Origin of the sequence: Wenzhouxiangella limi (assembly GCF_010499265.1) — a bacterium.
GTDB classification, from domain to species: Bacteria; Pseudomonadota; Gammaproteobacteria; order Xanthomonadales; family Wenzhouxiangellaceae; genus Wenzhouxiangella; species Wenzhouxiangella limi.
This window is the reverse complement of sequence record NZ_JAAGSC010000031.1, coordinates 122,975-147,234: the sequence shown is the minus strand read 5'-3', so window position 1 is coordinate 147,234 and position 24,260 is coordinate 122,975. Positions and strand designations below refer to the sequence as shown.

The window sequence follows — 24,260 nt, the reverse complement described above, 5'->3', positions numbered from 1 at the left end:
AGTCAAGCCGTGCATTGTAGCAATTTGGCACCGCTTGTCAACGATTCTATGAGCCGATTTCACCCACCAATAGATCGCGGAATTCTACTCTGCCGGCGCCCCGCTCCGTCAGCTTTCTGGCCGCCAGCAGCGCACCCCGGGCAAAAATCGAGCGGTCGGTCGCGCGATGGACAATTTCCAGGCGCTCGCCATCCCCGAAGAACTGAACGCTGTGCTCGCCGACGACGTCACCGCCGCGGCTGACCTGGAAGCCGATTTCAGCGCTCGACCGAGGCTCGCGCCTGACGCTGCGATCCATCACGGCCTGCTCCGACAACACTTGTTTGCGCGCTTGGGCAACCGCCTCGCCCAGCGCCAGTGCGGTGCCGGAGGGCGCGTCGAGTTTGCGGCGGTGATGGGCCTCGGCGATTTCGATATCAAAAGTCGTGGGCAAGGCCGAAGCCGCTCGCGCGGCCAGTTCCAGCATGACCGTTACCCCGACGCTGAAGTTGGCCGCCACGCACAGCGGAATGCGGGTTGCCGCTTGTTCAATCCGATCCCGGCACCGCTCGGTCAGGGCGGTGGTCCCGATGACCAGCGGAAGGCCGCGCTGCTCGGCCAGTTCCAGACAGCGCAGCGTCAGCGCCGGATGGGAAAAGTCGACCAGGACATCGCCCTGATCTCCAGAGCCGAAAAAGCCCGACCGGTCGGCCACACCGGCCAGTTCCAGCTCGGGATCGGCCTCGATCAGTCGCCGGAGTTCTTTTCCGACCGCCCCGCTGGCGCCACTGACCAAAACGCGCACGGGCCGACTACAAGCCCATGCGGTCGAAGAAACTCTTGACCCGATCGGTCCAGCTGCTTGACTGCGGATTGTTGTGCGAATTGTCCTCGAACGAGCGCTGGAACTCGCGCAGCAGATCTTTCTGCTCGCGGGTCAGATTGATCGGCGTTTCCACCGCTACCCGGCACAGCAGGTCGCCCGTGGCACGGCTGCGCACCGACTGCACGCCCTTGCCGCGCAGGCGAAAGAGCTTGCCCGGCTGGGTTTCGGCCGGAATCTTGAGCATCACCGATCCCTTCAGCGTCGGTACCTTGAGCTGTCCGCCCAGCGCTGCCGTGGTGATGGGTATGGGCACTTCGCAGAACAGATCGTCACCGTCGCGCTGGAACAGCGGATGCGGACGCACGTGAATGTCGACATACAGATCGCCGGATTGACCGCCCTGGGCCCCGGCGGCACCCTCGCCGCTCAGCCGAATCCGATCGCCTTCGTCCACCCCCGGCGGGATCTTGACCTGCAGCGTTCGGGTCTCGCGAACCTGGCCGTTGCCGTCGCATTCCGCGCAGGGATCCTTGATCGTTCGACCGCTGCCGCCGCAGGCCGGGCAAGTCTGCTGCACCGAGAAAATTCCCTGCTGCATGCGGACCTGGCCCTGGCCACCGCAGGTCGAACAGACATCCAGCCGACCGCTCTTGGAGCCGGTGCCGTCGCAGCTGGTGCATTTGCCCAGCGTCGGGATCCGGATTTCCTTTTCGCCGCCCTGCACGGCTTCCTCGAGTTCCAGCTCGAGTTCATAGCGCAGATCCTGACCCCGCCGCGACTGCTGTCGACGACGCCGGCTGCCGCCGAAGATATCGCCGAAAATGTCCCCGAAGATATCGTTGATATCGCCAAAGCCCGCGCCACCGGGCCCACCGCCGCCCGCTCCGTTCACCCCGGCGTGACCGAAACGATCATAAGCCGCCCGCTTCTTTTCGTCCTTGAGCACACCGTAGGCGCTCTGGATTTCCTTGAAACGCGCCTCGGCGTCGGGTTCCGAGCTCACGTCGGGGTGATACCGCCGGGCGAGCCGGCGGTAAGCTTTCTTCAGTTCATCGGGCGTAGCGGTCCGCGCCACGCCCAGCGTTTCGTAGTAATCAGCCGGCATGCCGCACCCCTTTCTCCGGGGCAAGGCCCGGACCAGTCAGACCCTGCATCACTTCTTATCGTCGTCAACCTCGGTGAACTCGGCATCTACGACCTCGTCGCCACCGTCACCCGATCCGCTGTCCTGCGACGCTTCTTCCGCGGAACCGCCACCGGTCTCGGCCTGGGCTTTTTCGGCGGCCTTCTGATACAGCTCGGCGCCGGCCTGCTGCAGCTCGTTGACCGCCGAATCGATCGCTGCCTTGTCGTCGCCCTTGATCGCTTCGTCGACCTTGGCCAGGGCATCCTCGATGCGCTTACGGGTTTCATCGTCAATGGCATCGGCATTTTCCTTCAGGCTGGTTCGCGTTGCATGCGCCACGCCATCGGCCGAATTGCGCGCCGTGACCAATTCCTGGAAGCGCTTGTCTTCTTCCCGGTGGGTCTCGGCATCCTGCACCATCTTGTCGATTTCGTCCTCGCTCAGGCCCGAACCGGCCTTGATCTCAATGCGCTGCTCGCGACCGGTGGCCTGATCCTTGGCCGACACATGCAAAATCCCGTTGGCATCGATATCGAAGGTGACTTCAATTTGCGGCATGCCCCGTGGAGCAGCCGGGATACCGGTCAGGTCGAAGCGGGCCAGGGACTTGTTCGCGGCTGCCATCTCGCGCTCGCCCTGGAGAACGTGCACGGTGACCGCGCTCTGGTTGTCCTCGGCGGTGGAAAAGACCTGCGAGGCCTTGGTCGGGATTGTGGTGTTCTTTTCGATCAGCTTGGTGAACACCCCACCCAGGGTCTCGATGCCGAGCGAGAGCGGGGTGACGTCCAGCAACAGCACGTCCTTGACGTCACCGGCCAAAACGCCCCCCTGGATCGCCGCCCCGACGGCCACGGCCTCGTCCGGGTTGACATCACGGCGGGCTTCCTTGCCGAAGAACTCGGCCACGGATTTCTGCACTTGCGGCATACGGGTCTGCCCACCGACAAGAATGACCTCGTCGACGTCGCCCACCTTGAGCCCGGCATCGTTGAGCGCGGTGCGGCACGGCTCGATTGAGCGCTTGATCAGATCCTCGACCAGCGACTCAAGCTTCGAACGCGTGACCTTGATATTCAGGTGCTTCGGGCCCGACGCGTCCGCGGTGATATAGGGCAGATTGACCTCGGTCTGCTCGGCAGACGACAGTTCGATCTTGGCCCGCTCGGCCGCCTCGCGCAGGCGCTGCAGGGCCAGCGGATCGTTTTGCAGATTTACGCCCTGGTCCTTCTTGAACTCCTGGGCCAGATAGTCGATCAGGCGCAGATCGAAGTCTTCGCCGCCGAGAAAGGTATCGCCGTTGGTTGCGAGCACCTCGAACTGCTTTTCACCGTCGACATCGGCAATCTCGATGATCGAGATATCGAACGTGCCGCCACCGAGATCGTAAACAGCGACCTTGCGGTCGGCACCCTTTTTGTCCAGACCATAGGCCAGCGCGGCCGCGGTGGGCTCGTTGATGATACGACGAACATTCAGACCAGCAATCTTGCCGGCATCCTTGGTCGCCTGACGCTGCGAATCGTTGAAATAGGCCGGAACGGTAATGACGGCTTCGGACACTTCTTCACCGAGGTATTCTTCCGCGGTCTTTTTCATCTTCATCAGCACGCGCGCCGAAATTTCCGGCGGCGCCATCTTCTTGCCGTCCACCTCGACCCAGGCGTCACCGTTGTCGGCCTCGATAATCTTGTAAGGCACCAGGCCCTTGTCCTTTTGAACCACGTCTTCGCTGTACTTGCGGCCGATCAGTCGCTTGACCGCGTAGAGCGTGCGCTCCGGATTGGTGACGGCCTGGCGCTTGGCCGGCTGGCCAACCAGCACCTCGCCATCTTTGGTGAACGCGACGGTTGACGGCGTCGTCCGATCGCCTTCAGCGTTTTCTATGACCCGTGTCTTGCCCCCTTCCATCAGGGCCACACAGGAGTTGGTTGTTCCCAAATCGATGCCGATAATCTTGCTCATTGCTTCCCGTCCTGTTTCTGCATTGCTTGAATTCATGACTGCAGCCTTGGTGCGGCTGCGCTCTTCGTTGCCGATGTTATGCGGCTCGCCGGCGCAGATTTCAATGCGCCGACGGCCAGACCGTTTCAGGGCGCGCGGGCGACGATGACGCGAGCCGGCCGAATCAAACGACCGTGCAGGGTGTAGCCGCGCTGCAGGACCAGCATCACCGAATCCGGTTCGTGCTGGGTGCTGGCCTGCATACTCATCGCCTCGTGCCAGTCCGGATCGAAAGGCTCGCCCTCCGGCTCGATCACTTCAAGACCATGCCGGCTCAGGCTCTGCAGCATCTGGCTGCGGATCATGCTCAAGCCCTCTCGAAGGGTGGCATCGTCGGGCGCCGCGTTCTCCAGGCCCTGATCCAGAGCATCGAGCACCGGCACCAGGTCTTTCATCAGCGATTCGTTGATATAGCGGCGCGAACGCTCAAGGTCGCGCTCGCTGCGCTTGCGCAGGTTGTCCATTTCGGCCCGCGTTCGCAGCAGCGCATCGCGCAGCCGCGCTACCTCTTCATCAGCCGCCGGAGCGGATTCCGGGGCGGACGCGTCCGGCGCTGACTCGTCGGTCAGGCCTTCGTCCAGAACGGGCTCTTGTTCATCCTCCGGCGCCGAATCCGGCCGGCCCGACTCGTCGTAGGTATGTGCCATTTCCATCCCACCGATTACTCATGCGTTCGTCGCGAACATGGGGCCCGGCAGGCACGATTGCAAGCGACCGATCGACTGGCGTCCCAAGCCTCCGACACCGTCCTGGCTGTCGGCGAGCCAACCATATTGCCGCCGGCGGGCAGGGGTGCTAGCTTGATAGTCTGCTTTCGCGGACTCAACAGGTCATGCTGCGGTTTCTGTCCATACGGGACTTCGCCATCATCGAGCACATCGAACTGGAATTCGATGCGGGTTTTAACGTCATTAGCGGCGAAACCGGTGCCGGCAAGTCCATCCTCATCGACGCGCTCGGACTGCTGCTTGGCGACCGAGCCAGCGCCGGTCAGGTCGCTTCCGGCGCCCGCCGCGCCGACTTGAGCGCAGAGTTCGACCTTGCGGCTCAGCCGGCCGCGCGCCAATGGCTGGAAGAACAGGCCCTGGACGAAGGCGACCACCTGCTGCTGCGGCGGGTCATGTCGGCCGAAGGCGGCTCCCGGGCGTGGATCAACGGCCGCACCGCCACCATCGGGCAGCTGGCCGAACTGGGAACCCGGCTGATCGAAATCCACGGCCAGCACGAGCATCAGCTGCTCGCCCGGCCCGGCGTACAGCGCGCGATCCTGGATCGCCAGGTCGACGCCCATGCGCTGAGCGCGGTTCGAGACGCGTTCCGCGAGTGGCATTGTGTACGCGCTGAACTGGACGAATTCGAGCGCGACTGCGGCGACTCTTCCCAGCTGGAACTGCTGCAGTTCCAGCACCGGGAACTGAAATCCCTGGATCTTCAGCCCGGGGAGTACCAGACTCTGGAGCAGGACCAGGAGCGACTGGCGCGCGGTGACGAAATCCGGGCCGGCCTGGAGCGGGCCAGGACCGCGCTGGGCGACGATAGCAGCCCCAACGCCCGCGAGCTGCTGCTGCAGGCCGGACAGGCCCTGGAGCAGGTCAGTGCCCTGGATTCGCGACTGGGCGAGATTCTTGCCCTGCTGCAGGAGGCCAGCATCAACGTTGATGAAGCCCTGGTTGGACTGGAGCGTTTTGATCAACCGGAACACGAGGATGCGCAGGCGCTGGAGCAGCTCAACCGCCGGCTCGAACAATGCCTGGACCTGGCGCGCAAGCACCGCGTCCGTCCCGAAGACCTGCCGGCGCTGGGCGATGAGCTGGCCACGCGCCTGGATCGACTTGCTCATCAGGATGAACGCCGCGAGGAACTTTCGTCTCGCCTGGATGCCGCTGCTTCACGCTGGCAGAAGGCGGCCGATCACCTATCCGAACAACGACGCCAGGCGGCCGCTGAACTGGGCCGGATCACCCGCGACAAGCTGGCCGAGCTCGGCATGACTCGGGCGAGCCTGACCGCGGAGATCAAGCCCCGCAGCCGACCCGAACCCGCCGAACACGGCCAGGACGAGGTCGAGTTCCGCTTCAGCGCCAATGCCGGACAAGCGCCCCAGGCCTTGCACAAGGTCGCCTCGGGCGGCGAGCTGTCCCGCATCAGCCTGGCCCTGATGATCGCAGCCAGGCCCGCATCTGAGCGGCCGGCCCGGGTGTTCGACGAAGTCGATGCCGGGATCGGGGGAGAAACCGCCCACGTCGTCGGCTCGTTCCTTCGCGAGGCGGCCGCGGGTAGTCAGGCCTTCTGTGTCACGCATCTGGCCCAGGTCGCCGCGCGCGCCGACCACCAGTTTCGGGTGATCAAATCCGAGCGAAACAAGCAAACGAAAATTGTCGTGGAACGGCTGGACCGCGCAGCGCGCGAAGAGGAACTGGCCCGTATGCTGGGCAACCGGCAGTCAGCCGGAAGCCTCGCCCACGCCAGGGAAATGCTGGACGAAAGCTAGGCGCTTTTTTTGGGTTTGACGTAGATGACCAGTGAGTGTTCGACGATATCGTAGCCATGGCGATTGGCGATTTCGCGCTGGCGCTCCTCGATTTCCTCGTCGACAAATTCAATCACATCACCGGTTTCCAGACAAACCATATGATCGTGGTGATCACCGTCATGGAGTTCATAGCAGGCCTGCATGGGTCGCCCGCTACCGTCGTCAAACATGTGCTTGCGCACCAGACAGGCCTGTTCGAACTGGCTGAGCACGCGGTAGACCGTCGCCAGGCCGATTTCTTCGCCCTGTTCATTGAGAAGACGGTAAATCTCGTCGGCAGTCAGGTGCTTGCGCTCAGGATCGGTTTGTTCCAGTAGACGCAAGATCTGCAGCCGAGGGTGCGTCACTTTCAGGCCGACTCTGCGCAGGTCCATTGTTTTTTCCGACATGACAAATTCCGGGGGCTCAATCTGCCCAGTGACTAGAAGAGCTCTATTGTATCATTGCGGCCTTATCATATTCCGAGGTTGAACACCCCATGCGGCTGATTGCAAGCGCTATCCTGCTGACGGTTCTGATTACGGTGCTGACCGGCTGCAACCTGGTCTACAAGCAGGACATCCAGCAGGGCAACGTGCTCGACGATGACAACGTCGCCCAGCTCGACACCGGCATGACAAAGCGCCAGGTTCTGGTATTGCTGGGTTCACCGTCGGTGCAAAGTCCTTTTCACGATGATCGATGGGACTACATGAACACCTTCGCCCCCCGCGGCGGCAAGCCGGTCAAGCGGGTACTCACCCTCCGCTTTGAAGACGAGCGCCTGTCCTCAGTCGAAGGCAGCTATCTGGAGCAGGACACCGTCGCCGCGAGGGCCTTGCGCGAATTGCAGGCACCCGACGAGGTCCCCATTCAGGATCTCGAGAGTATCCGTCGGGACGGCAACTGAATCCCGAAAGCGGGCGGCCTCTTTAGCCGCTCTTTTTACCGGCACGCTCGAGTTCGGCCAGCTGTCGGCGGATCTCTTTCGGATCGGCCTTGAGCGGACGGTAGAGTTCAACCCGATCGCCGTCCCTCAGAAGCCTGTCTGGCCGACACACGCGCCCGAAAATCCCGATTCGCCGATTATCAAACTCGAATTCGGGCAGCCTGGAATCCAGCCCGGCGGCATCGATGGCGTGCTGAACAGTCGCTCCCTCGGACAGGACCAGGGGCACCACGACCTGCCGATCCGGCAGTGCCGCGGCAACCTCAACGTGCAGTTGCTTTTCCATGCACGGCCTCGGCCCGGCGGCAGAAATCATCGACCATACGATCGGCCATGCGGCTGAAACCACGCCGAAACGGCCGCATCCAGAGGCTGCCGGCAAAACGGAAATTCAGGTCCAGACTGACCCGGCAGCCATGGCCCACGCCTGTAAAACGCCAGCATCCGTGAAGATCCTCGAATGGACCTTCTCGCAGCCGCATTTCGACCTCACGCGGCCGACTCAGCCGGTTATCAGTGGTAAATTGCGCCCGGATTCCGCCCAGGGTGACCGCCAGGCTCGCCGTCTGGCCGGTTTCGGATTGCTCGTGCACGGTCGCCTCGCGCACCCAGGTCAGAAACTCCGGGTAGCGCTGTACGTCACAGACCAGATCGAACATCTGCTCGGGACGAAATTCGACCAGAGCGAATCGGTGGACTTCAGCCATCGGGGCATGATACGCCAGGCCGCAGCGGCTTGCGGTATAGTGCTGGCCCCATGGCCAAGTCCCCCTCCAGCACCATCGCCGTAAACAAGCGCGCTCGCTTCGAGTATCACCTCGACGAGCGCATCGAGGCCGGGATTGCCCTGGAAGGCTGGGAAGTCAAGGCGTTGCGCGCCGGCAAGATCCAGTTCGGCGAAAGCTACGTGCTGCTCAAAAACGGCGAGGCCTTTCTGTTCGGCTGCCTGATCACGCCGCTGACCTCGGCCTCGACCCACGTCAAGGCCGACCCCATGCGCAATCGTCGCCTGCTGCTGCATCGTCGAGAAATCGATCGCCTGATCGGGTTCGTGGAGCGCAAGGGCCAAACCATCGTCCCGACCGCGATGTACTGGAAAAAGGGCAAGGTCAAAGTCGAAATCGCCATCGCCCGCGGCAAGCAGACCCACGACAAGCGCCGGGCCCAGAAGGACCGCGACTGGGCGCGTCAGAAAAGCCGGCTGCTCAAAAACAGCGCCTGAGCAGCTTTCTCCAAGTCAATCTTCGAGCGCACGATGTTCAAAAAGCGGCCGCGCTGATGTTACGATATAACCTTTCATATCACCGACATTGATCGTCTCCCATGAAAAAGTCTCTCCTGGTACTTTCGATCTCTTGCGCCCTGGCCACGAGCTGGGCAATGGCCGACGACGAGCGTGACGACGTTCTGCGCCACAGCGCCGATCTCGAGACCATCCGAGTCCAGGCCCTGCCGCTGCGCCGCACGGCTTTGGAATCGGCCCAGCCGGTGGACGTGCTGGCCGGCGAAGCGCTCGACGACCGGCGCGGCATGACCCTGGGCGAAACCCTGCAGAACCAGCCCGGCGTGCACTCATCGTATTACGGACCCGGCTCCGGCCGACCCATCATCCGCGGCCTTGGCGGCCCGCGCGTGCGCATCCTGGAGGACGGTCTTTCGACCGGTGACGCCTCCGCGCCCAGCGACGACCATGCGGTCTCGCTCGACCCGATGCTGATCGACCAGATCGAGATTCTGCGCGGACCGGCCACCCTGCTCTACGGATCGGGTGCTTCCGGCGGCGTGGTCAACGTCATCGACAACCGCATTCCCGAGCGCCTGCCCGGCGAGCCGATTGCCGGCCGCTTCGAAGTGCGCGGCGACACCGTCGCCGACGAACGCTCCGGCGTGCTGCGCCTGGACGGCGGTGGCGGTCAGTTCGCCTGGCACCTGGACGGCACCTGGCGCGATACCGACGACTATGAGATCCCCGGCGCCGCCCGTCGCGAGTTCGAAGACCACGACGAGCAGCACCTTGATCATGAGCACGATGATGATCATGATCTCGCCGATGACGGCATCCTGCCCAACAGCTTTGTCGACAATCGCTCCGGCACCCTCGGCGCGAGCTGGATCGGCGATCGCGGCTTCATCGGCGGGGCATTCCGGGTGTTCGAGTCCGAATACGGCATTCCGGCACCCCACAGCCACGGCGAGGACGAAGACCACGACGACGAACACGCCTCGTTTGATCAAGACCATGGCGACGAGGAAGACGAGTTCGCCTTCATCGACCTGGAACAGCGCAGCTGGAACCTGAAAGCCGGGCTGGACCAGCCCCTGCCGGGCGTGGCCCGGAGCACCTTCAGGCTGGGCTACAACGACTACACCCATCGCGAAATCGAAATGGAGGGCGAGTACGACGAGGATCACGATGGGGACGATGATCATGATCACGACCACGAACCCACCGTCTTCGACGTTCAGACCTGGCAGTCCCGCCTGGTGCTGGAGACCGTGCCGACGGCCGGCTGGGAGGGCGCCATCGGCGTGCAGTTCGACAGCGAGGAGTTCGTTGCCGTGGGCGAGGAGGCGTTCGTGGCCCCCAACGAGACCGATTCACTGGCCGCGTTCACCCTCCAGGAGCACCGCTTCGGTGATGTCACGCTGAGCCTGGGGGCCCGGATTGAACGCACCCGGGTCGAGGCCGAGCTGGATCTGCACGACGACGATCACGAAGACGAAGACCACGGCCACGATGATCACGACGACGGCCCGGAGGTGGATTTCGACACCGACCAGCGCGATTTCACCACCTTCTCGGCCAGCCTGGGCGGCATCTGGCAGATGAGCGAACTTTGGCACTCCTCGCTCAATGTCGCCCACGCCCAGCGCGCGCCGTCGGCCACCGAACTGTTCTCCAACGGCCCCCACCTGGCCACCTTCAGCTTCGAAATCGGCGACCCCGGGCTCGACCGCGAGCAGACCCTGTCCTGGGACCTGGGGCTGCATCGCCACGCCACCGCGTTCGACCTGGACGTCAATGTTTTCCACAAACAGATCGACGATTTCATCTACCTGGCCGACACCGGCATGGAAGTCGAGGGTTTCGCGGTCCGGCGCGCGGTGCAGCAGGACGCCACCTTCTACGGGCTCGAGGTGGCGGCCGCCTGGCAGCTTCACGGCACGACGCTGGGCGACTTCGACCTGCGCCTGGGCTACGACCTGGTTCGCGGCGAGCTCGACGCCGGTGGCGACCTGCCGCGTATCTCCCCCCAGCGCCTGTCCTCGGGGATCGCCTGGCACAGCGGGCCGTGGCGCGCCGGACTGGAGTGGCAGCGCGTCTTCCGCCAGGACCGCGTCGCCGACTTCGAGACCGAAACCCCGGGCTACAACCTGGTCAACGCCCGTTTCGGCTACGCCTTCAGCCTCGGCGAGCGTCCCTACGAGCTCTACCTGTCCGGCCGCAACCTGGGCAACAACGAGGCGCGCGTGCACACCTCGTTTTTGCGCGACTACGCCCCGCTACCGGGACGCAACTTCCGGCTCGGACTGCGCGGCACGTTCTGACCCAGACCGCGGAAACCTCCCCGGCCAGCGCGGCCGGGGAAGGCCGCGCCGTTACCCGCCGGCCGATCAAAACTTGCGGAACTTATCGCCGCCCTGCTACTCTTAACAACTGACTTTGGGGGCGTACCGGCTTCGACGTGGATCGGACGTACCCTGGGGCATGCCGAGGAGACAGCAATCCTCGTAAAACCTGCTGTACCAAAGTTAGTTGCCAACGACGACAACTACGCACTGGCTGCCTAAAAACCAGCCTGCTCCCCATCAGTTGAGCCTGCGCTTCTGAACCGGGGATCATCTAGCAGGATCGCACCATGTCGCGTCTCGGGGCATCGGTGTTAAACCAAACCGAGACTGGTTGCTGCACATGCCCTGCCGCTCGGGCGGTGCAGTAACGAGAAAAAATCGAGTGGCTAAGCATGTAGAACCAGGATCAGAAGGTTTGCGGACGCGGGTTCGACTCCCGCCGCCTCCACCACCCTGAAAGACGAAAAAGCCGGCCTCAGCGCCGGTTTTTTTCATGCCGGCGAGACAGGCACGATTGAACAGAGAAAAATAATGGCGACAACGCTGCACCAGGCCCGGCTCGATGCGGTGGTTGAAGCCCTGCTTGGCGCCGGGGTCAGACGCGTTGCCGATCTGGGCTGCGGGGACGGCGAGCTGTTGGAGCGTCTGCGAGCGCAGAGTCAGTTCGTTCGACTGCTCGGCATAGACGTCGATGAAAAGATCCTGGTCGCTGCCCGCGAGCGACTGGGGCTCGATCTGTTCAACCACGACGAGCGCCTGCAGCTGTGCTGCGGCTCGTTCGAGAACACCCACTGGGCCGGCGGCCCGATCGACGCGGCCGTTTTCCTGGAAACAATCGAACACATCGAACCAGGCCGACTCTCAAGGGTAGAACAAGCGATCTTCTGCCAGCTTCATCCGCAATTCGTCGTCATCACGACCCCCAACAAGGATTACAACCCCTTGCACGGGCTTGCCGCCCGGGAGCGTCGCCATCCCGGTCACCGCTTCGAATGGACGCGCGCGCAGTTCAAGGCCTGGTGCAACGGTGTGGCGCAGCGGCAGGCCTACCGGGTGGGCTTTCATAATATCGGCCCGCCCGACCCGGTCGCGGGCAGTTCAACCCAGATGGCCTGTTTTTCACGATCTCCAGGCTGAGCGCGGCGAGCGTCTTCGCGTCGATCAATCGCGGGCTCCTCGCCCGAGCCATGCGGCCAAGATTCACCGATACCACCACCACGCCCCGAGCGCACCGACCAGCCCGCCAAGCGGGGCGGTGATCAACAGGCCCAGCAGCGGACCCTGGTTGGCCTGCGGGGTAAAGATCAGCGGCCCGGCAAATCCGATCAGAAAGCCGATGAAAGCGCCGATCGCGCCCCAGGACAGCAGCCGGCGTGACAGGGTCCATGGCCGTTGTGCGGTTTTCGGCCAGGCAAGCCAGGCCGCTCCAGCCGCGACCAACCATGGCAGCGCGAAAACCGCGCCATTGGCCTGGTCGGCCATCAATACGGCCACGACCAGCCAGGCGAACAGGTAGGCCGCCACGAACACCGAAACCGCCACGAGCACCCTCATGTCCGGATTATGGTCGATCCAGCGGTCCATGAAAAGCCGCCAGCATGCCGCGCTGTCGCTACACTGGCGGCCAAGCAAGGAGGCAGGTATGGATCCCCGCGTATCACCCTCAACTTCGCATGGCGAGTTCGGCCCGGCCAAAGCCGCCACCTGCCCGGTGTGCCGCGAGGGCAGCGCCGCTGTCTTCATGACCCTAGCCCAACGCCGGTACTGGCGCTGCCCGCGCTGCCTGGCCACGTTTCTCGATCCGGACCAGCACCCCTGCCGCTCAACCGAGCGCGAAGAATACGACCGCCATCAAAACCGGGTCGACGACCCGCACTACCAGGCCTTTCTCAAGCCCGCGCTGGAGGCCGTTCGGCGGCGCGTGGCCGCGGGCTCGCGCGTGCTCGACTACGGCTGTGGTCCCGGCCCCGCCCTGGGCCGGATGCTGACCGATGCAGACTACGCGGTCGCACTCTACGACCCCCTGTATCGCGCCGATGCGGGTGTTCTGCAGCCCGGCTACGACGCCATCACCTGCACCGAAGTGGCCAAGCATTTCCACCACCCGGCGCGGGAGTTCCAACGCCTGACCGCCCTGCTCCGGCCCGGCGGCTGGCTGATCGTGATGACCCGCTTCCAGACCGACGACGCCAGGTTTGCCGGCTGGCACTACCGCCGCGACCCCACCCACGTGGTTTTCTACCGCCCCGAGACCTTCCGCCACCTGGGCCGCAGGCTGGGCTGGCAGGTCTGCTGCACGCCACCACATCTGGTCGAGATCCAGCGGATATGATTTGTTCATCCGCCCTGAGAAACCGAGCAAATGAACACTGAAAGCCGACGCAACGAAGCCCTGCTGACCATCACCCTGTTTGCCGCTTTCGCCGACGGCGACAAGCACGAAAGCGAGCGCGAGGAAATTCGCCGCATCGCCGCATCGCTGTCCGACCAGGGCGGTCCGGACTTGCGCGCGCTTTACCAGGATGTCTTGCTTAAGAAAACCTCGCTGGAAGACGCCGCCGCTCAACTGCAAGACGGCGGCGAAAAGCACCTGGCCTACGAGCTGGCGGTGGGGGTCTGCGATGCCGACGGCCGGACCACGCAGGCCGAACGCGCTTTCCTCGACCGCCTCAAGACCCTGCTGGCGCTGCCGGGCAGCGAGGCCGGCGAGATCGAACACGAGGCCGAGCAGGTCGTCGCCATGGCCGAAGCGGCCGCACCGGCCACGACCGCCGCTCCAGCCGCAGCACACGCGGCTGCAGCGCCCGACGAGTCCGCCCTCGATCAGCGCATCCTGCGCTATTCCATCCTCAACGGCGCGCTGGAAGTTCTGCCGCAGTCCTGGGCCTCGATGGCCATCATCCCGCTGCAGATCCGCCTGGTCTACAGCATCGGCCAGGACTATGGGGTCGCCCTGGATCGCGGGCATATCAAGGAGTTCCTCGCCACCCTGGGCGTGGGCATGACCTCGCAGTACGTCGAGCAGATGGGCCGCAAACTGATCGGCGGACTGCTGGGCAAGATGGCCGGTCGCGGCGTCGGCCGGCTGGGCCGCACCGCCACCGGCGCGGCGTTTTCTTTTGCCACCACCTATGCCCTGGGCCACGTCGCCCGCCGCTACTACGCCGGCGGACGCCAGATGAGCACCCAGCTGCTCAAGCAAACCTTCGACGAACAGTTCGGCTCAGCCAAACAACTGCAGGCCCGCTACGCGCCGCAGATCAGCGAGCGCGCCCAGACGCTGGACATGGGCGAGGTGCTGGCGCTGACCCGGGGTAGCGGCCAGCCCTGAGCTAGAGGGCCACGCGGCTAATTAGGGCCTCGGCTCAAGCGCCCCGGTGACGGTCTTTTTCATCGTCGTCGGGCGCCGGCTGATCGTCGGACTCGGCGTGTTTTGTCTCCGATGGCTCTTGTGACGATTCTTCAGGTTTTTCCGACTCCTCGAAATCTTCGGAGGGTTTTGGCTCTTCGGCAGAGGCGGACTGCTCCGAATCGTGCTCGGCGCCTTCTTTCCGGGCCTCGTCTGGCTGTTCGGCGTCGCTAGAACCGCCATCGGGCGTCTGCGCAGGCTCAGGTTCTTCATCCTGAACCGGATTCGACCCGGCCGCTGCGGCCTGATCGGTCTCGTCGACGGCTCTTGGCGAACCGATCCGCTTGAGACGAACCTCTTCATCGGTAACTTGCGGCATCCGATCGCGCACGACATCGGGCTCGACCAGCTTCTCGGCCCCTTCGCTCAAGTGGTCGAAAACGGCCTTGTAGCTGTCGGTCAACTGGTTGATCAACTCGGCGGTCTGGACGAAGTGCTCGTTGACTTCCTCCCGGAACTGGGCGTTCTCGCGCTTGAGCGAGGCCACCGATTCGCCAGCCCCGCCCCGCTTTTTCAGCCAGATCGCTACGGCCGTGCCGCCGATCAACAGTCCGATGATGACACCGGTAATTCCCGCCCACATGCGCGACTTCCTTCTCGATTCGAATCAATTCTTATCATAACAGCACGCCCTGTGACCGGCGTTAAAGCGCCGCTAATCCCCATCGGACGCACGCTCGCGCCAGCGCAGCTGGTACAGGTCAAGCCGCCGATCGGCCAGGTTGCGCACCGAGCCATGCGAGCGGATCTCGCGCAGGTTGTCCAGGTCCAGATCGGCAATCAGCATGGTTTCGGTATTGGCGGTCGCCTCGTGGGCGATGGCGTCGTGCGGAAAAGCAAAGTCCGAGGGGGTGAACACGGCGGCCTGCGAATACTGCATGTCCATGTTTTCTACCCGCGGCAGGTTGCCGACCGAGCCGGTGATGACCACGTAGCACTCGTTTTCGATCGCCCGGGCCTGGGCGCAGCGGCGCACCCGCAGGTAGGCGTTCTTGGTGTCGGTCCAGTAGGGCACAAAAAGGATGTGGATGCCCTCCTCGGCCAGGAGTCGCGGCAGCTCCGGGAACTCGACGTCGTAGCAGATCAGGATCCCGATCTTGCCGAAGTCAGTATCGAACACCGCCACCCGGTTGCCGCCGGTCAGGCCCCAGTAGCTTTTTTCGTCGGGGGTAACGTGAATTTTGTACTGGCGATCCCAGGTTCCGTCGCGCCTGAGCAGGTAGCAGACGTTGCGCAGCTCTTCGCCGTCGTACTCGGGCATTGAACCGGCGACGATGTTGATGTTGTAGGAGACGGCAAAGCGCAGCATCTGGTCGCGGATCTGCTCGGTGTAGCCGGCCAGCTGGCGTACCGCCTCGGCCGGGCCCTGATCGTTCCACGGCGCCATCATCGGGCCGTTGAAAAACTCGGGAAACAGGACCACGTCGGCCTGATAGCCGGAGACCGCGTCGACGAAATACTCGATCTGCGCATACAGGTCCTCGAGCGAGGCGGTCGGGCGCATCTGCCACTGCACCGCCCCGATGCGCACGTCCGACGGCCGCCCGCCGATGGCGCCGGGCGTGTCTTCCTCGAAGTACACGTTGACCCATTCCAGCAGCACCGCGTGGCCGGCCGAGGCCTGATCGTCGGGCAGGTAGCCGCGCACGATCTTGCGCACCTGGAAGTCGTTGGCCAGCTGGAAGGTGAGGATCGGGTCGGTCAGCTCGCGCGAGCGCACCTTGGCCACGTACTGCCGAGCACTCAGTTCGCCCTTGTGCTGGTGGTAGCCCGGAATACGTCCGCCGACAACAATGCCGCGCAGATTCAGGTTCTCGCACAGCTCCTTGCGCGCGTCGTACAAACGCCGGCCCAGGCGAAGATCGCGGTAATCCGGGTCGACGAACACGTCGACGCCGTAGAGCACGTCGCCCTTGGGGTCGTGGGTGGTCAGGTAGCCGTTGCCGACGATGTCCCAGTACTTGTGATCGTGACCCCAGCGGCTGTACTTGACGATCATGGAAATCGCGGCCGCGGCCACCCGACCGTTGTCCTCGATGCACAGCTGGCCTTCGGGAAAACGCTGGATCTGGGACTCGAACTGGGCCTGGGTCCAGGCACCTTCCAGCCCGCCCGGGTAGACCTTGTCCATGATCCGGGCAATGTCTTCGTAGTCCTCCGGCCGAGTCTGGCGCAGGATCAACCGGTGCTGGTCGGAAGAAAAATCGGCGGTTTCGGTCATCGGATCACGCTTTGGGAAGAGCAGGCCGCAGAGGATACCGCAGGCCTTGTTGACCAGCGGCCCTGGACGCGAAGATCGACCCGTATAATCGGGCCCATGCCTGCCACCGCTCCCGGCCCGGAAACCCCGGTCTATTCGCCTTCCGAGATCAACCGCGAGGTCCGTACGCACCTGGAGGCCGGGTTTCCGCGCCTGTGGCTGCGCGGCGAGATCTCCAATCTGGCTCGGCCGGCCTCCGGTCACCTGTACTTCAGCCTCAAAGACGCCAGGGCCCAGATTCGCTGCGCGCTGTTTCGCGGCAACTCCGCCGGGCTGGGGTTTCGCCCGGCCAACGGCGACGAGGTACTGGTGCGCGGCCGCCTGAGCCTGTACGAACCGCGCGGCGACTACCAGCTCATCGCCGACGGACTCCTGGCCGCCGGGGCCGGCGCCCTGCAGCAGGCGTTCGAGGCGCTGAAGAAAAAACTGGAAGGCGAAGGCCTGTTCGCCCCCGAACGCAAACAGGCCCTGCCGGCCTGGCCGCGCCGCATCGCGGTGGTGACCAGCCCGTCGGGCGCGGCCGTGCGCGATATCCTCGACGTGCTGGCGCGGCGCTGGCCGCTGGCGCGGGTGCGCGTCTACGCCAGCCCCGTGCAGGGCGATGCGGCCGCGCCGGGACTGCGGCGTGCCCTGCTGGCCGCCGATCGCGATGGCTTTGCCGACGTGGTCCTGCTGGCGCGCGGCGGCGGGTCGATCGAGGACTTGTGGGCGTTCAACGACGAGGCCCTGGCGCGCACCATCGCCGCGCTGGAGACGCCGCTCATCAGCGGCGTCGGGCACGAGACCGATTTCACCATCGCCGATTTCGTCGCCGATGTCCGCGCGCCGACGCCGACAGCGGCCGCCGTGGCGGCGACCCCGGACGGGCTGGAGCTCAAGCGGCGCGTTCAGGTGCTGTCAGGCCAGGTCGCCACAACGATGCAGCGCCGGATCGACGGTCTCGCGCAGGGTCTGGACCATCTCGACCGTCGCCTGCAGAGCCGTCACCCGCGCCGGCACATCGAGGAGCTGGCCCGCCGCCTCGACGTGGCTAGACTGCAGGTCGAGCGCGCCACCAGCCGCGTCATCAACACCCGCCTTCAGCATCTGAACGGGCTGGACAGGCGCTTGGCTGCCGCGGCACCGGCGCGCACCATCGCCCGTCTTGAGCAGCAGCGCATGAGTCTGAACGGCCGGCTCAGGCGGGCGGTGGATCAGCAGCTTGAGCGCGCTCAGGCCCGCCTGGGTACCGCCGGTCGCGCCCTGAACGCCGCCAGCCCGCTGAACATCCTGGAGCGCGGCTACGCGGTGGTCCGTGCCACAGACGGCACCGCCCTGACCCGTCCCGACCAGTTTCAGCCGGGCCGGGAAGTGGGGCTGCTGTTTCGCGATTTCGAAGTCCGGGCAAGCGTGCTGGACAAACCGGAATCACTCTGACGCGGAATCCTTCTAAAGCAACCCGATCTCGCGCAAGCGCTCGACCAGGTAGCCGTGTGCGGTGATCGACTCAGGATAGCGATTCGGATTGTCAGCGCTGATGCACTGCGGCAGGGTCTCGATGACGAAATCCGGATTGGGGTGCAAAAAGAACGGTATGGAGTAGCGGGACTGACGGACTGCCGCGCCCGGCGGGTTGACCACCTGGTGAGTCGTCGATGGATAGACGTGATTGGTCAGGCGCTGCAGCATGTCGCCGACATTGACCACGATACTCCCCGGCAAGGTCGTCACGGGCACCCACTGCCCCTCCCGGGTGAGGATTTCCAGGCCCTGTTCTTTGGAGCCGATCAGCAGCGTGATCAGGTTGATGTCCTCGTGGCGGGCGGCGCGAACGGCGCCCTCCGGCGCGTCGGCGATCGGCGGATAGTGGATTGCTCGCAGGATGGAATTACCCCGATCGATCTTGTCGGCAAACCAGTGCCGCTCCAGCCCCAGATCCAGTGCAATCGCCTCCAGCAGCTGGCCACCCAACTCGTCCAGGGCGCGATACAGGGCCAGCGCGGCCGCGCGAAATCCTGCAGGCTGCTGCGGCCACAGGTTCGGCAACAGAATGTCGGGTTGCGGATTTTCGCCCTCGATCTCACGACCGACGTGCCAGAACTCCTTGAGATCCGGGACCGAATGATCGCGGGCCTGCTCGACACCAAAGCCGGTATAGCCGCGCGCACCGCCCTTGCCGGGCAGGCGCAAGCCCCGCTTGGCCTCTTCCGGCAAGGCGAAGAAGGCACGGAAAGCCGCATAGGCCGACTCGATGACCTCCGGGTCAATGCCGTGGTCGCGCACGGCGACAAACCCGAACTCTCGCCACCCCTGACCGATGCGCTCGGTAAAGGCGCCGCATCGACCCTCGAAATCCGCCATCGAAAGCACGGGAATGCCGGATATCTCTGTCATGGCGTCACAGCACCTGCAACGACCTCGGCCAGCTCTTCGGCCAGGCTCTGGACGGCTTGCCGTTGGCGACCTTCCACGGTCACCCGAACCACCGGCTCGGTGCCGGAAGGCCGCAGTATGACCCGACCTTGACCGTCCAGTCTCTTTTCTGCCTCAGCTACGGCGGCAGACACGGTCGCATCGGTCTCGATCAGCTGGCGGGCATTGCCCTGCACCGGCACGTTGATCATGACCTGCGGGTACTTGTACATCCCGGTCACCAGCGCCGAGAGGGACTGGCGACCATCGGCGACAACCTCGACCACCTGCAGCGCGCTGACGATGCCGCACCCGGTCGAAGCGCGATCCAGGCACAGGATATGGCCGGAGGTCTCGCCGCCCAGCACCCAGCCGTTGCGGCACAGTTCGTCGTGGACGTGGCGATCGCCGACCTTGCTGCGCGCAAACGGGATACGCTGGCGGGCGAAGGCCTCTTCCAGCCCGAAGTTGCTCATGACCGTACCGACCACGCCGCCGAACAACTGACCGGCCGCGTGGCGTGCGGAGGCCAGCAGATAAAGGATCTGGTCGCCGTCGACCAGCTCACCGGCATGGTCGACCATCACCACCCGGTCACCGTCGCCGTCGAAGGCAATCCCCAGATCGGCTTTTTCGCTGACCACCCTGGCGGCAAGGCTGGATGGATCGGTTGATCCGCACGCTTCGTTGATGTTGAGCCCGTCGGGCTTGTGATGAATGCTGACCACTTCCGCGCCGAGCTCGCGGAAAACCTCCGGCGCAATCCGGTAGGTCGCGCCATTGGCACAGTCGAGCACGATCTTGAGACCGTCAAAGCGGGTGCCCCAGGTCACCGTGCCCTTGCAGTACTCGATGTAACGGCCGACGGCATCGTCAATCCGCGCCGCGCGCCCCAGTCGATGCGGCTCAACGTGAGCGATGGGCCGATCCAGCGCCGCCTCGATCTGTCCCTGGAGGCCATCGTCCAGCTTCAGTCCCTCGCCGGAAAAGAACTTGATGCCGTTGTCTTCATATGCATTGTGCGACGCCGAAATGACGATCCCCGCCACCGCGCCCATGCTGCGCGTGAGGTGGGCGATGGCCGGGGTCGGCATCGGCCCCAGCAAGAGCACATCGACCCCGGCGGCGGACAGGCCGGCCTCCAGCGCAGACTCGAACAGGTAACCGGAAATGCGCGTGTCCTTGCCGATGACCACCGCGCAACGCTCGTCGGACTGGGCAGCCAATACCGTACCGGCAGCCCAGCCGAGCTTGAGAATGAACTCCACCGTGATCGGCGATTCGCCGACCCGACCGCGAATGCCGTCGGTTCCGAAATACTTCATGTCGTGCTCCCGTTTTCGTCCTCGGCTTGCGCCAGTGCCCGCCAGACCTTGAGCGCATCGACCGTGGCGGCGACGTCGTGCACGCGCACGATGGCCGCGCCGCGCTGCGCCGCCAGCACCGCGGCCGTGACCGAGGCGGCGACGCGGTCCTCGGGCCGCTCGCGGCCGGTCAATGTGCCCAGCATGGACTTGCGCGACAGCCCCGCCAGGACCGGATAGCCCAGGCTGTTGAGCTCGCGAAAGCGCGCCAGCAGCACCAGGTTGTGGGCCAGCGTCTTGCCGAATCCGAAACCGGGGTCGAGGACCAGGTGTTCGCGAGCCACGCCGGCGTTCAGGCAGGCCTGCACCCGGGCGTCGAAAAACGCCAGCACTTCGGCGACCACGTCATCGTAATCGGGATTGTCCTGCATGGTGCGCGGCTGGCCCTGCATGTGCATGAGGCAGACCGGCACCGCCAGTTCAGCCACGGTCGCAAGCGCGTCCGGCGCGCGCAGGGCGTTGACGTCGTTGACCATGTCCGCGCCGGCCGCCACCGCGGCACGCATCACGGCCGGCTTGGCCGTGTCGATCGAAATCGGCGCCTCGGTGCGCGCGCGCAGTTTCTCGATCACCGGCACGACGCGGGCCAGTTCGTCGGCCTCGGACACCGGGTCGGCCCCGGGCCGCGTCGATTCGCCGCCGATATCGAGCAGATCGGCGCCTTGCTCGAGCAAGCCCAGCGCGTGCGCAACTGCCCGGTCGGGTCGGTCGAAGCGGCCGCCATCGGAGAAAGAATCGGGGGTGACGTTGACCACGCCCATCACCAGCGGCTGCTCGCTGCGATGGGCGCGGCCGATACGTTCTGCAAGAGATTCAACCATGGGCGCATTTTAGCCGCTTGCCCAGTGCCGCGAACGACTGACATAAAAACGCCGGCAGCGTGGCCGGCGTTTGTGCGTGCAACGGGCGCGTCGCGCGGTCAGCCGGCGGCGGGTTGCCCGGCCGGCTCGTCGCCGTCGTCGCCGCCGGGCGGGGACGGTGGCGGCGGCGTGTCGTTCCAGCCCTCCGGCGGATCCGGCTCGTGACCTTCCATGATCTGGTTGATCTGCTTGACGTCGATGGTCTCGTACCGCATCAAGGCCTCCGCCATCAGCTCGAGCTTGTGGCGATTGTCGTCCAGAATCTTCCGGGCGGTTTCGTAGGCATCGTCAATGATGCTGCGAACCTCCTTGTCGAGCTGACGGTGGGTCTCGTCGGAGATGTGCTTGTGCTGGGTCACTGATCGTCCCAGAAACACCTCGTCTTCGTTCTCACCATAGGCCAGGGGGCCCATGGAGTCCGACAGACCCCACTTGGTGACCATGTTGCGCGCGATCTGCGAGGCCCGCTCGATGTCGTTTGAGGCACCGGTGGTCACGTTGTCCTTGCCGTAGATCAACTCTTCGGCAACCCGGCCGCCGAACAGGCTGGCCAGCTGCGAGCGCAGCTGCTGACGGGTCATGGAGTACTTGTCCTCTTCGGGCAGAAACATGGTCACACCCAGGGCGCGGCCACGCGGAATGATGGTGACCTTGTAGACCGGGTCGTGCTCCGGCACGATCCGGCCGACGATGGCGTGGCCCGCCTCGTGGTAAGCGGTCAGGCGCTTGTCGTCTTCCGACATGACCATGGACTTGCGCTCGGCGCCCATCATGATCTTGTCCTTGGCCAGCTCAAAGTGCGACTGGCGCACGGTGCGCGAGTCCTGACGCGCGGCAAACAGCGCTGCCTCGTTGACCAGGTTGGCCAGGTCGGCGCCGGAAAAACCGGGCGTGCCACGCGCGATGACGCGCGGGTCGGCGTCGTCGCCGGCCGGAACCTTGCGCATGTGGACCTTGAGAATCTGCTCGCGGCCCTTGAGGTCGGGCAGCGGCACAACCACCTGGCGGTCGAAGCGACCGGGCCGCAGCAGGGCCTGGTCGAGCACGTCGGGCCGGTTGGTAGCGGCAATCAGGATGATGCCTTCATTGCCTTCGAACCCGTCCATTTCAACCAGCAGCTGGTTGAGGGTCTGCTCGCGCTCGTCATGTCCGCCGCCGAGACCTGCACCGCGCTGACGACCGACCGCGTCGATCTCATCGATGAAGATGATGCACGGCGCGTGCTTCTTGGCGGTCTCGAACATGTCGCGTACCCGGGAGGCACCGACGCCGACAAACATCTCAACGAAATCGGAACCGGAAATCGAGAAGAACGGCACTTTCGCCTCGCCGGCGATCGCCCGGGCCAGCAGCGTCTTGCCGGTCCCCGGCGGGCCCACCATCAGAATACCCTTCGGAATATGACCGCCGAGGCGCTGGAACTTGGCCGGCGAGCGCAGGAAATCCACCAGCTCCGTGACCTCGTCCTTGGCCTCTTCGCAACCGGCGACGTCCTGAAAGGTGACCTTGACCTGGTCCTCGCCCTGCAGCTTGGCGCGCGACTTGCCGAAACTCATCGCGCCGCCGCGGCCGCCCATGCCACCCTGCATCTGGCGCATGAAATACACCCACAGGCCGACCAGCACCAGCACCGGCAGCAGGCTGATCAGGATATCGACAACCAGCGAGCGTCCTTCCGGGGGCTCGGCCTCGATTTCGACCCGATTATCGAGCAGATCCTTGATCAGACCGTCATCCTGGGGGGCGAGCACCTGGAAATTGCGACCATCGCGGGTCACACCCGTGATCGTTTTGGCGCCGGCGCTTTCCTGGATCTGGACCCGGTCGACGGCGCCGCTGCGGACCTCCTCGAGGAACATCGAGTAGGTCATTTCATTGGGCTGTTCCTGTGGCTGCGAGTAGTAATTGAACACGCTCATCAGGACCATCGCGATAACGATCCACATCAGCAGGTTCTTGGCAAAATCACTCAACGGCTTTCTCCGGTTCTGAACTGTGATAGCGAACCCGTATTGTACGGCAGAGACGTGACGACTCCGGACAATCAGGCCAGCCCGGCGCCAACCAGGTAAACCTCCCGGCTTTCGGCCCGGGAAGCGGCAGGCTTGCGGACTTTGACGGTCGAAAAGGTTCGCCGGAAATCGGTGAGCAATTCGTCAAATCCAGCGCCCTGAAACACTTTGACCGCACAATGCCCGGAGGGATCCAGCCAGTCGCGCGCAAACGCCAGCGCGAGTTCCGCCAGGTCGATGCTGCGAGCCTGGTCCGCCGGTCCGATGCCCGATAAATTGGGGGCCATGTCGGAAAGCACAAGATCGACCTTGCGACCCTCGAGCCGGCTTTCCAGCTCGGCCAGCACCGCGTCCTCGCGAAAATCGCCTTCCAGGAAAGTGACCCCCGGCAAGGGTTCCATGGGCAGCAGGTCCAGCGCAATCACGCTTGCCCCATCTCCAAGCACTCGGCGCGCGACCTGTGACCAGCTGCCCGGCGCCGCGCCCAGGTCGACCACCACCCGGGCGCCGCGCAGCAGCCCGTCCTTTTCGTCGAGCTCCAGCAGCTTGTAGGCGGCCCTGGCCCGGTAGCCTTCCTCCCGGGCACGGCGCACGTAGGGATCATTCTGCTGCCGGTTCTTCCAGGCTTTGCTCACAGACGCAGCCTCCTTCAGCCGACGCGAACTGGTTACACTAATGCCCCCATTATCACCGGAATAGGCATGGCCCTGAGCAACACGCAGCGCAAGTATCTGCGCGGACTGACGCACGATCTCGACCCCGTGGTCATGGTGGCCGACAAGGGCCTGAGCGAAAACGTGCGCGCGGAGCTCGAACAGGCACTGGAGCACCACGAGCTGATCAAGGTCAAGGTTCGGGCCGATCGTGAACAGCGCAAGACCTGGATCGCGGAAATCGCCGCCATGACCGGCGCAGAACTGGTTCACCAGATCGGCCAGGTGGCCTGCTACTATCGGCGCCATCGCAAAAAACCCGGAATTGCCCTGCCCCGCTGAGGC

At 64.5% G+C, this 24,260-nt stretch carries 24 protein-coding genes and 1 other RNA gene; 10 read left to right on the top strand and 15 right to left on the bottom strand.

The features are described from left to right. Positions 1 to 46: 46 nt before the first annotated feature. The 4 genes from dapB to grpE form a co-directional block, all read right to left on the bottom strand. Positions 47 to 784 carry a 4-hydroxy-tetrahydrodipicolinate reductase gene (gene dapB, locus G3I74_RS02290; protein WP_203594465.1) on the bottom strand — a complete coding sequence of 246 codons (738 nt, stop codon included), beginning with the start codon at positions 782 to 784 and terminating at the stop codon, positions 47 to 49. 7 nt (positions 785 to 791) lie between these two features. Beyond that, on the bottom strand, positions 792 to 1,910 hold the full coding sequence (gene dnaJ, locus G3I74_RS02285; RefSeq protein ID WP_164209896.1) for a molecular chaperone DnaJ: 1,119 nt from the start codon (positions 1,908 to 1,910) through the stop codon (positions 792 to 794). Between the two features lie 48 nt (positions 1,911 to 1,958). Next, positions 1,959 to 3,893: a molecular chaperone DnaK gene (dnaK, locus tag G3I74_RS02280; RefSeq protein WP_164209894.1), complete on the bottom strand. Its 1,935-nt coding sequence runs from the start codon at positions 3,891 to 3,893 to the stop codon at positions 1,959 to 1,961. 125 nt (positions 3,894 to 4,018) lie between these two features. Next, positions 4,019 to 4,585: a nucleotide exchange factor GrpE gene (gene grpE / locus G3I74_RS02275; RefSeq protein WP_164209892.1), complete on the bottom strand. Its 567-nt coding sequence runs from the start codon at positions 4,583 to 4,585 to the stop codon at positions 4,019 to 4,021. Positions 4,586 to 4,764: 179 nt separating this feature from the next. On the opposite strand from grpE, the gene recN reads away from it, so the two are divergent. Continuing rightward, the gene (recN, locus tag G3I74_RS02270; protein ID WP_164209890.1) at positions 4,765 to 6,423 is read left to right on the top strand and encodes a DNA repair protein RecN; all 1,659 of its coding nucleotides are present in this window, start codon (positions 4,765 to 4,767) and stop codon (positions 6,421 to 6,423) included. Here the strand turns inward: recN and fur are convergent. Continuing rightward, on the bottom strand, positions 6,420 to 6,854 hold the full coding sequence (gene fur / locus G3I74_RS02265; protein WP_164209888.1) for a ferric iron uptake transcriptional regulator: 435 nt from the start codon (positions 6,852 to 6,854) through the stop codon (positions 6,420 to 6,422). The genes recN and fur overlap by 4 nt on opposite strands. Before the next feature lie 89 nt (positions 6,855 to 6,943). Between fur and G3I74_RS02260 the strand changes: the two genes are divergently transcribed. Next, the gene (locus tag G3I74_RS02260; protein ID WP_164209886.1) at positions 6,944 to 7,354 is read left to right on the top strand and encodes an outer membrane protein assembly factor BamE; all 411 of its coding nucleotides are present in this window, start codon (positions 6,944 to 6,946) and stop codon (positions 7,352 to 7,354) included. A gap of 22 nt (positions 7,355 to 7,376) precedes the next feature. On the opposite strand, the gene G3I74_RS02255 is transcribed toward G3I74_RS02260, so the two are convergent. Then, on the bottom strand, positions 7,377 to 7,679 hold the full coding sequence (locus G3I74_RS02255) for an RnfH family protein (RefSeq protein WP_164209884.1): 303 nt from the start codon (positions 7,677 to 7,679) through the stop codon (positions 7,377 to 7,379). Beyond that, positions 7,657 to 8,100 carry a type II toxin-antitoxin system RatA family toxin gene (locus G3I74_RS02250; RefSeq protein WP_164209882.1) on the bottom strand — a complete coding sequence of 148 codons (444 nt, stop codon included), beginning with the start codon at positions 8,098 to 8,100 and terminating at the stop codon, positions 7,657 to 7,659. The genes G3I74_RS02255 and G3I74_RS02250 overlap by 23 nt, the downstream gene beginning before the upstream one ends. 50 nt (positions 8,101 to 8,150) lie before the next feature. Here G3I74_RS02250 and smpB point away from each other — a divergent pair, with 50 nt between their 5' ends. The 4 genes from smpB to G3I74_RS02230 all read left to right on the top strand — a co-directional run bounded on the left by smpB (position 8,151) and on the right by G3I74_RS02230 (position 12,103). Then, the gene (smpB, locus tag G3I74_RS02245; protein ID WP_164209880.1) at positions 8,151 to 8,615 is read left to right on the top strand and encodes an SsrA-binding protein SmpB; all 465 of its coding nucleotides are present in this window, start codon (positions 8,151 to 8,153) and stop codon (positions 8,613 to 8,615) included. Positions 8,616 to 8,716: 101 nt separating this feature from the next. After that, entirely contained in the window at positions 8,717 to 10,942 is a 2,226-nt protein-coding gene (locus G3I74_RS02240) for a TonB-dependent receptor (RefSeq protein ID WP_164209878.1), read from the top strand. Between the two features lie 117 nt (positions 10,943 to 11,059). Continuing rightward, positions 11,060 to 11,417, top strand: a transfer-messenger RNA (tmRNA) gene (gene ssrA, locus G3I74_RS02235). Positions 11,418 to 11,497: 80 nt separating this feature from the next. Beyond that, positions 11,498 to 12,103 carry a methyltransferase domain-containing protein gene (locus G3I74_RS02230; RefSeq protein ID WP_164209876.1) on the top strand — a complete coding sequence of 202 codons (606 nt, stop codon included), beginning with the start codon at positions 11,498 to 11,500 and terminating at the stop codon, positions 12,101 to 12,103. Positions 12,104 to 12,166: 63 nt separating this feature from the next. On the opposite strand, the gene G3I74_RS02225 is transcribed toward G3I74_RS02230, so the two are convergent. Then, positions 12,167 to 12,550 (bottom strand): hypothetical protein, encoded by a 384-nt coding sequence (locus G3I74_RS02225; RefSeq protein WP_164209874.1) that lies wholly within the window; start codon positions 12,548 to 12,550, stop codon positions 12,167 to 12,169. Positions 12,551 to 12,608: 58 nt separating this feature from the next. On the opposite strand from G3I74_RS02225, the gene G3I74_RS02220 reads away from it, so the two are divergent. Together G3I74_RS02220 and G3I74_RS02215 are read left to right on the top strand one after the other, a co-directional pair. After that, positions 12,609 to 13,298: a class I SAM-dependent methyltransferase gene (locus tag G3I74_RS02220; protein ID WP_203594464.1), complete on the top strand. Its 690-nt coding sequence runs from the start codon at positions 12,609 to 12,611 to the stop codon at positions 13,296 to 13,298. 30 nt (positions 13,299 to 13,328) lie between these two features. Next, a complete protein-coding gene (locus G3I74_RS02215; RefSeq protein ID WP_164209872.1) occupies positions 13,329 to 14,297 on the top strand; it encodes a YcjF family protein in 969 nt (322 codons plus the stop codon). Positions 14,298 to 14,331: 34 nt separating this feature from the next. Here the strand turns inward: G3I74_RS02215 and G3I74_RS02210 are convergent, their stop codons facing one another. Next, positions 14,332 to 14,958: a Z-ring associated ZapG family protein gene (locus G3I74_RS02210; protein ID WP_164209870.1), complete on the bottom strand. Its 627-nt coding sequence runs from the start codon at positions 14,956 to 14,958 to the stop codon at positions 14,332 to 14,334. Positions 14,959 to 15,030: 72 nt separating this feature from the next. Beyond that, positions 15,031 to 16,596: a bifunctional GNAT family N-acetyltransferase/carbon-nitrogen hydrolase family protein gene (locus G3I74_RS02205; RefSeq protein WP_164209868.1), complete on the bottom strand. Its 1,566-nt coding sequence runs from the start codon at positions 16,594 to 16,596 to the stop codon at positions 15,031 to 15,033. Positions 16,597 to 16,692: 96 nt separating this feature from the next. On the opposite strand from G3I74_RS02205, the gene xseA reads away from it, so the two are divergent. Continuing rightward, positions 16,693 to 18,051 (top strand): exodeoxyribonuclease VII large subunit, encoded by a 1,359-nt coding sequence (gene xseA / locus G3I74_RS02200; RefSeq protein WP_164209866.1) that lies wholly within the window; start codon positions 16,693 to 16,695, stop codon positions 18,049 to 18,051. A gap of 12 nt (positions 18,052 to 18,063) precedes the next feature. Here the strand turns inward: xseA and G3I74_RS02195 are convergent, their stop codons facing one another. From G3I74_RS02195 to G3I74_RS02175, 5 genes are all read right to left on the bottom strand, one after another. Next, positions 18,064 to 19,008: an isopenicillin N synthase family dioxygenase gene (locus tag G3I74_RS02195; protein WP_164209863.1), complete on the bottom strand. Its 945-nt coding sequence runs from the start codon at positions 19,006 to 19,008 to the stop codon at positions 18,064 to 18,066. Next, on the bottom strand, positions 19,005 to 20,351 hold the full coding sequence (gene glmM, locus G3I74_RS02190) for a phosphoglucosamine mutase (protein ID WP_164209861.1): 1,347 nt from the start codon (positions 20,349 to 20,351) through the stop codon (positions 19,005 to 19,007). The genes G3I74_RS02195 and glmM overlap by 4 nt, the downstream gene beginning before the upstream one ends. After that, complete coding sequence (folP, locus tag G3I74_RS02185) at positions 20,348 to 21,211, bottom strand: dihydropteroate synthase (protein ID WP_164209859.1); 864 nt, start codon at positions 21,209 to 21,211, stop codon at positions 20,348 to 20,350. The genes glmM and folP overlap by 4 nt, the downstream gene beginning before the upstream one ends. A gap of 98 nt (positions 21,212 to 21,309) precedes the next feature. Continuing rightward, the gene (ftsH, locus tag G3I74_RS02180; protein WP_164209857.1) at positions 21,310 to 23,223 is read right to left on the bottom strand and encodes an ATP-dependent zinc metalloprotease FtsH; all 1,914 of its coding nucleotides are present in this window, start codon (positions 23,221 to 23,223) and stop codon (positions 21,310 to 21,312) included. 71 nt (positions 23,224 to 23,294) lie between these two features. Next, positions 23,295 to 23,915 (bottom strand): RlmE family RNA methyltransferase, encoded by a 621-nt coding sequence (locus G3I74_RS02175; protein WP_164210263.1) that lies wholly within the window; start codon positions 23,913 to 23,915, stop codon positions 23,295 to 23,297. A 48-nt stretch (positions 23,916 to 23,963) separates the two neighbouring features. Between G3I74_RS02175 and yhbY the strand changes: the two genes are divergently transcribed. Continuing rightward, positions 23,964 to 24,257: a ribosome assembly RNA-binding protein YhbY gene (yhbY, locus tag G3I74_RS02170; protein WP_164209855.1), complete on the top strand. Its 294-nt coding sequence runs from the start codon at positions 23,964 to 23,966 to the stop codon at positions 24,255 to 24,257. Positions 24,258 to 24,260 lie beyond the last annotated feature (3 nt).

Coding starts and splice junctions, on each gene's coding strand:
- dnaJ (WP_164209896.1), bottom strand. CDS start 1,910: ATGCCGGCTGATTACTACGAAACGCTGGGCGTGGCGCGGACCGCTACG.
- dnaK (WP_164209894.1), bottom strand. CDS start 3,893: ATGAGCAAGATTATCGGCATCGATTTGGGAACAACCAACTCCTGTGTG.
- grpE (WP_164209892.1), bottom strand. CDS start 4,585: ATGGAAATGGCACATACCTACGACGAGTCGGGCCGGCCGGATTCGGCG.
- recN (WP_164209890.1), top strand. CDS start 4,765: ATGCTGCGGTTTCTGTCCATACGGGACTTCGCCATCATCGAGCACATC.
- fur (WP_164209888.1), bottom strand. CDS start 6,854: ATGTCGGAAAAAACAATGGACCTGCGCAGAGTCGGCCTGAAAGTGACG.
- G3I74_RS02260 (WP_164209886.1), top strand. CDS start 6,944: ATGCGGCTGATTGCAAGCGCTATCCTGCTGACGGTTCTGATTACGGTG.
- G3I74_RS02255 (WP_164209884.1), bottom strand. CDS start 7,679: ATGGAAAAGCAACTGCACGTTGAGGTTGCCGCGGCACTGCCGGATCGG.
- G3I74_RS02250 (WP_164209882.1), bottom strand. CDS start 8,100: ATGGCTGAAGTCCACCGATTCGCTCTGGTCGAATTTCGTCCCGAGCAG.
- smpB (WP_164209880.1), top strand. CDS start 8,151: ATGGCCAAGTCCCCCTCCAGCACCATCGCCGTAAACAAGCGCGCTCGC.
- G3I74_RS02240 (WP_164209878.1), top strand. CDS start 8,717: ATGAAAAAGTCTCTCCTGGTACTTTCGATCTCTTGCGCCCTGGCCACG.
- G3I74_RS02230 (WP_164209876.1), top strand. CDS start 11,498: ATGGCGACAACGCTGCACCAGGCCCGGCTCGATGCGGTGGTTGAAGCC.
- G3I74_RS02225 (WP_164209874.1), bottom strand. CDS start 12,550: ATGGACCGCTGGATCGACCATAATCCGGACATGAGGGTGCTCGTGGCG.
- G3I74_RS02220 (WP_203594464.1), top strand. CDS start 12,609: ATGGATCCCCGCGTATCACCCTCAACTTCGCATGGCGAGTTCGGCCCG.
- G3I74_RS02215 (WP_164209872.1), top strand. CDS start 13,329: ATGAACACTGAAAGCCGACGCAACGAAGCCCTGCTGACCATCACCCTG.
- G3I74_RS02210 (WP_164209870.1), bottom strand. CDS start 14,958: ATGTGGGCGGGAATTACCGGTGTCATCATCGGACTGTTGATCGGCGGC.
- G3I74_RS02205 (WP_164209868.1), bottom strand. CDS start 16,596: ATGACCGAAACCGCCGATTTTTCTTCCGACCAGCACCGGTTGATCCTG.
- xseA (WP_164209866.1), top strand. CDS start 16,693: ATGCCTGCCACCGCTCCCGGCCCGGAAACCCCGGTCTATTCGCCTTCC.
- G3I74_RS02195 (WP_164209863.1), bottom strand. CDS start 19,008: ATGACAGAGATATCCGGCATTCCCGTGCTTTCGATGGCGGATTTCGAG.
- glmM (WP_164209861.1), bottom strand. CDS start 20,351: ATGAAGTATTTCGGAACCGACGGCATTCGCGGTCGGGTCGGCGAATCG.
- folP (WP_164209859.1), bottom strand. CDS start 21,211: ATGGTTGAATCTCTTGCAGAACGTATCGGCCGCGCCCATCGCAGCGAG.
- yhbY (WP_164209855.1), top strand. CDS start 23,964: ATGGCCCTGAGCAACACGCAGCGCAAGTATCTGCGCGGACTGACGCAC.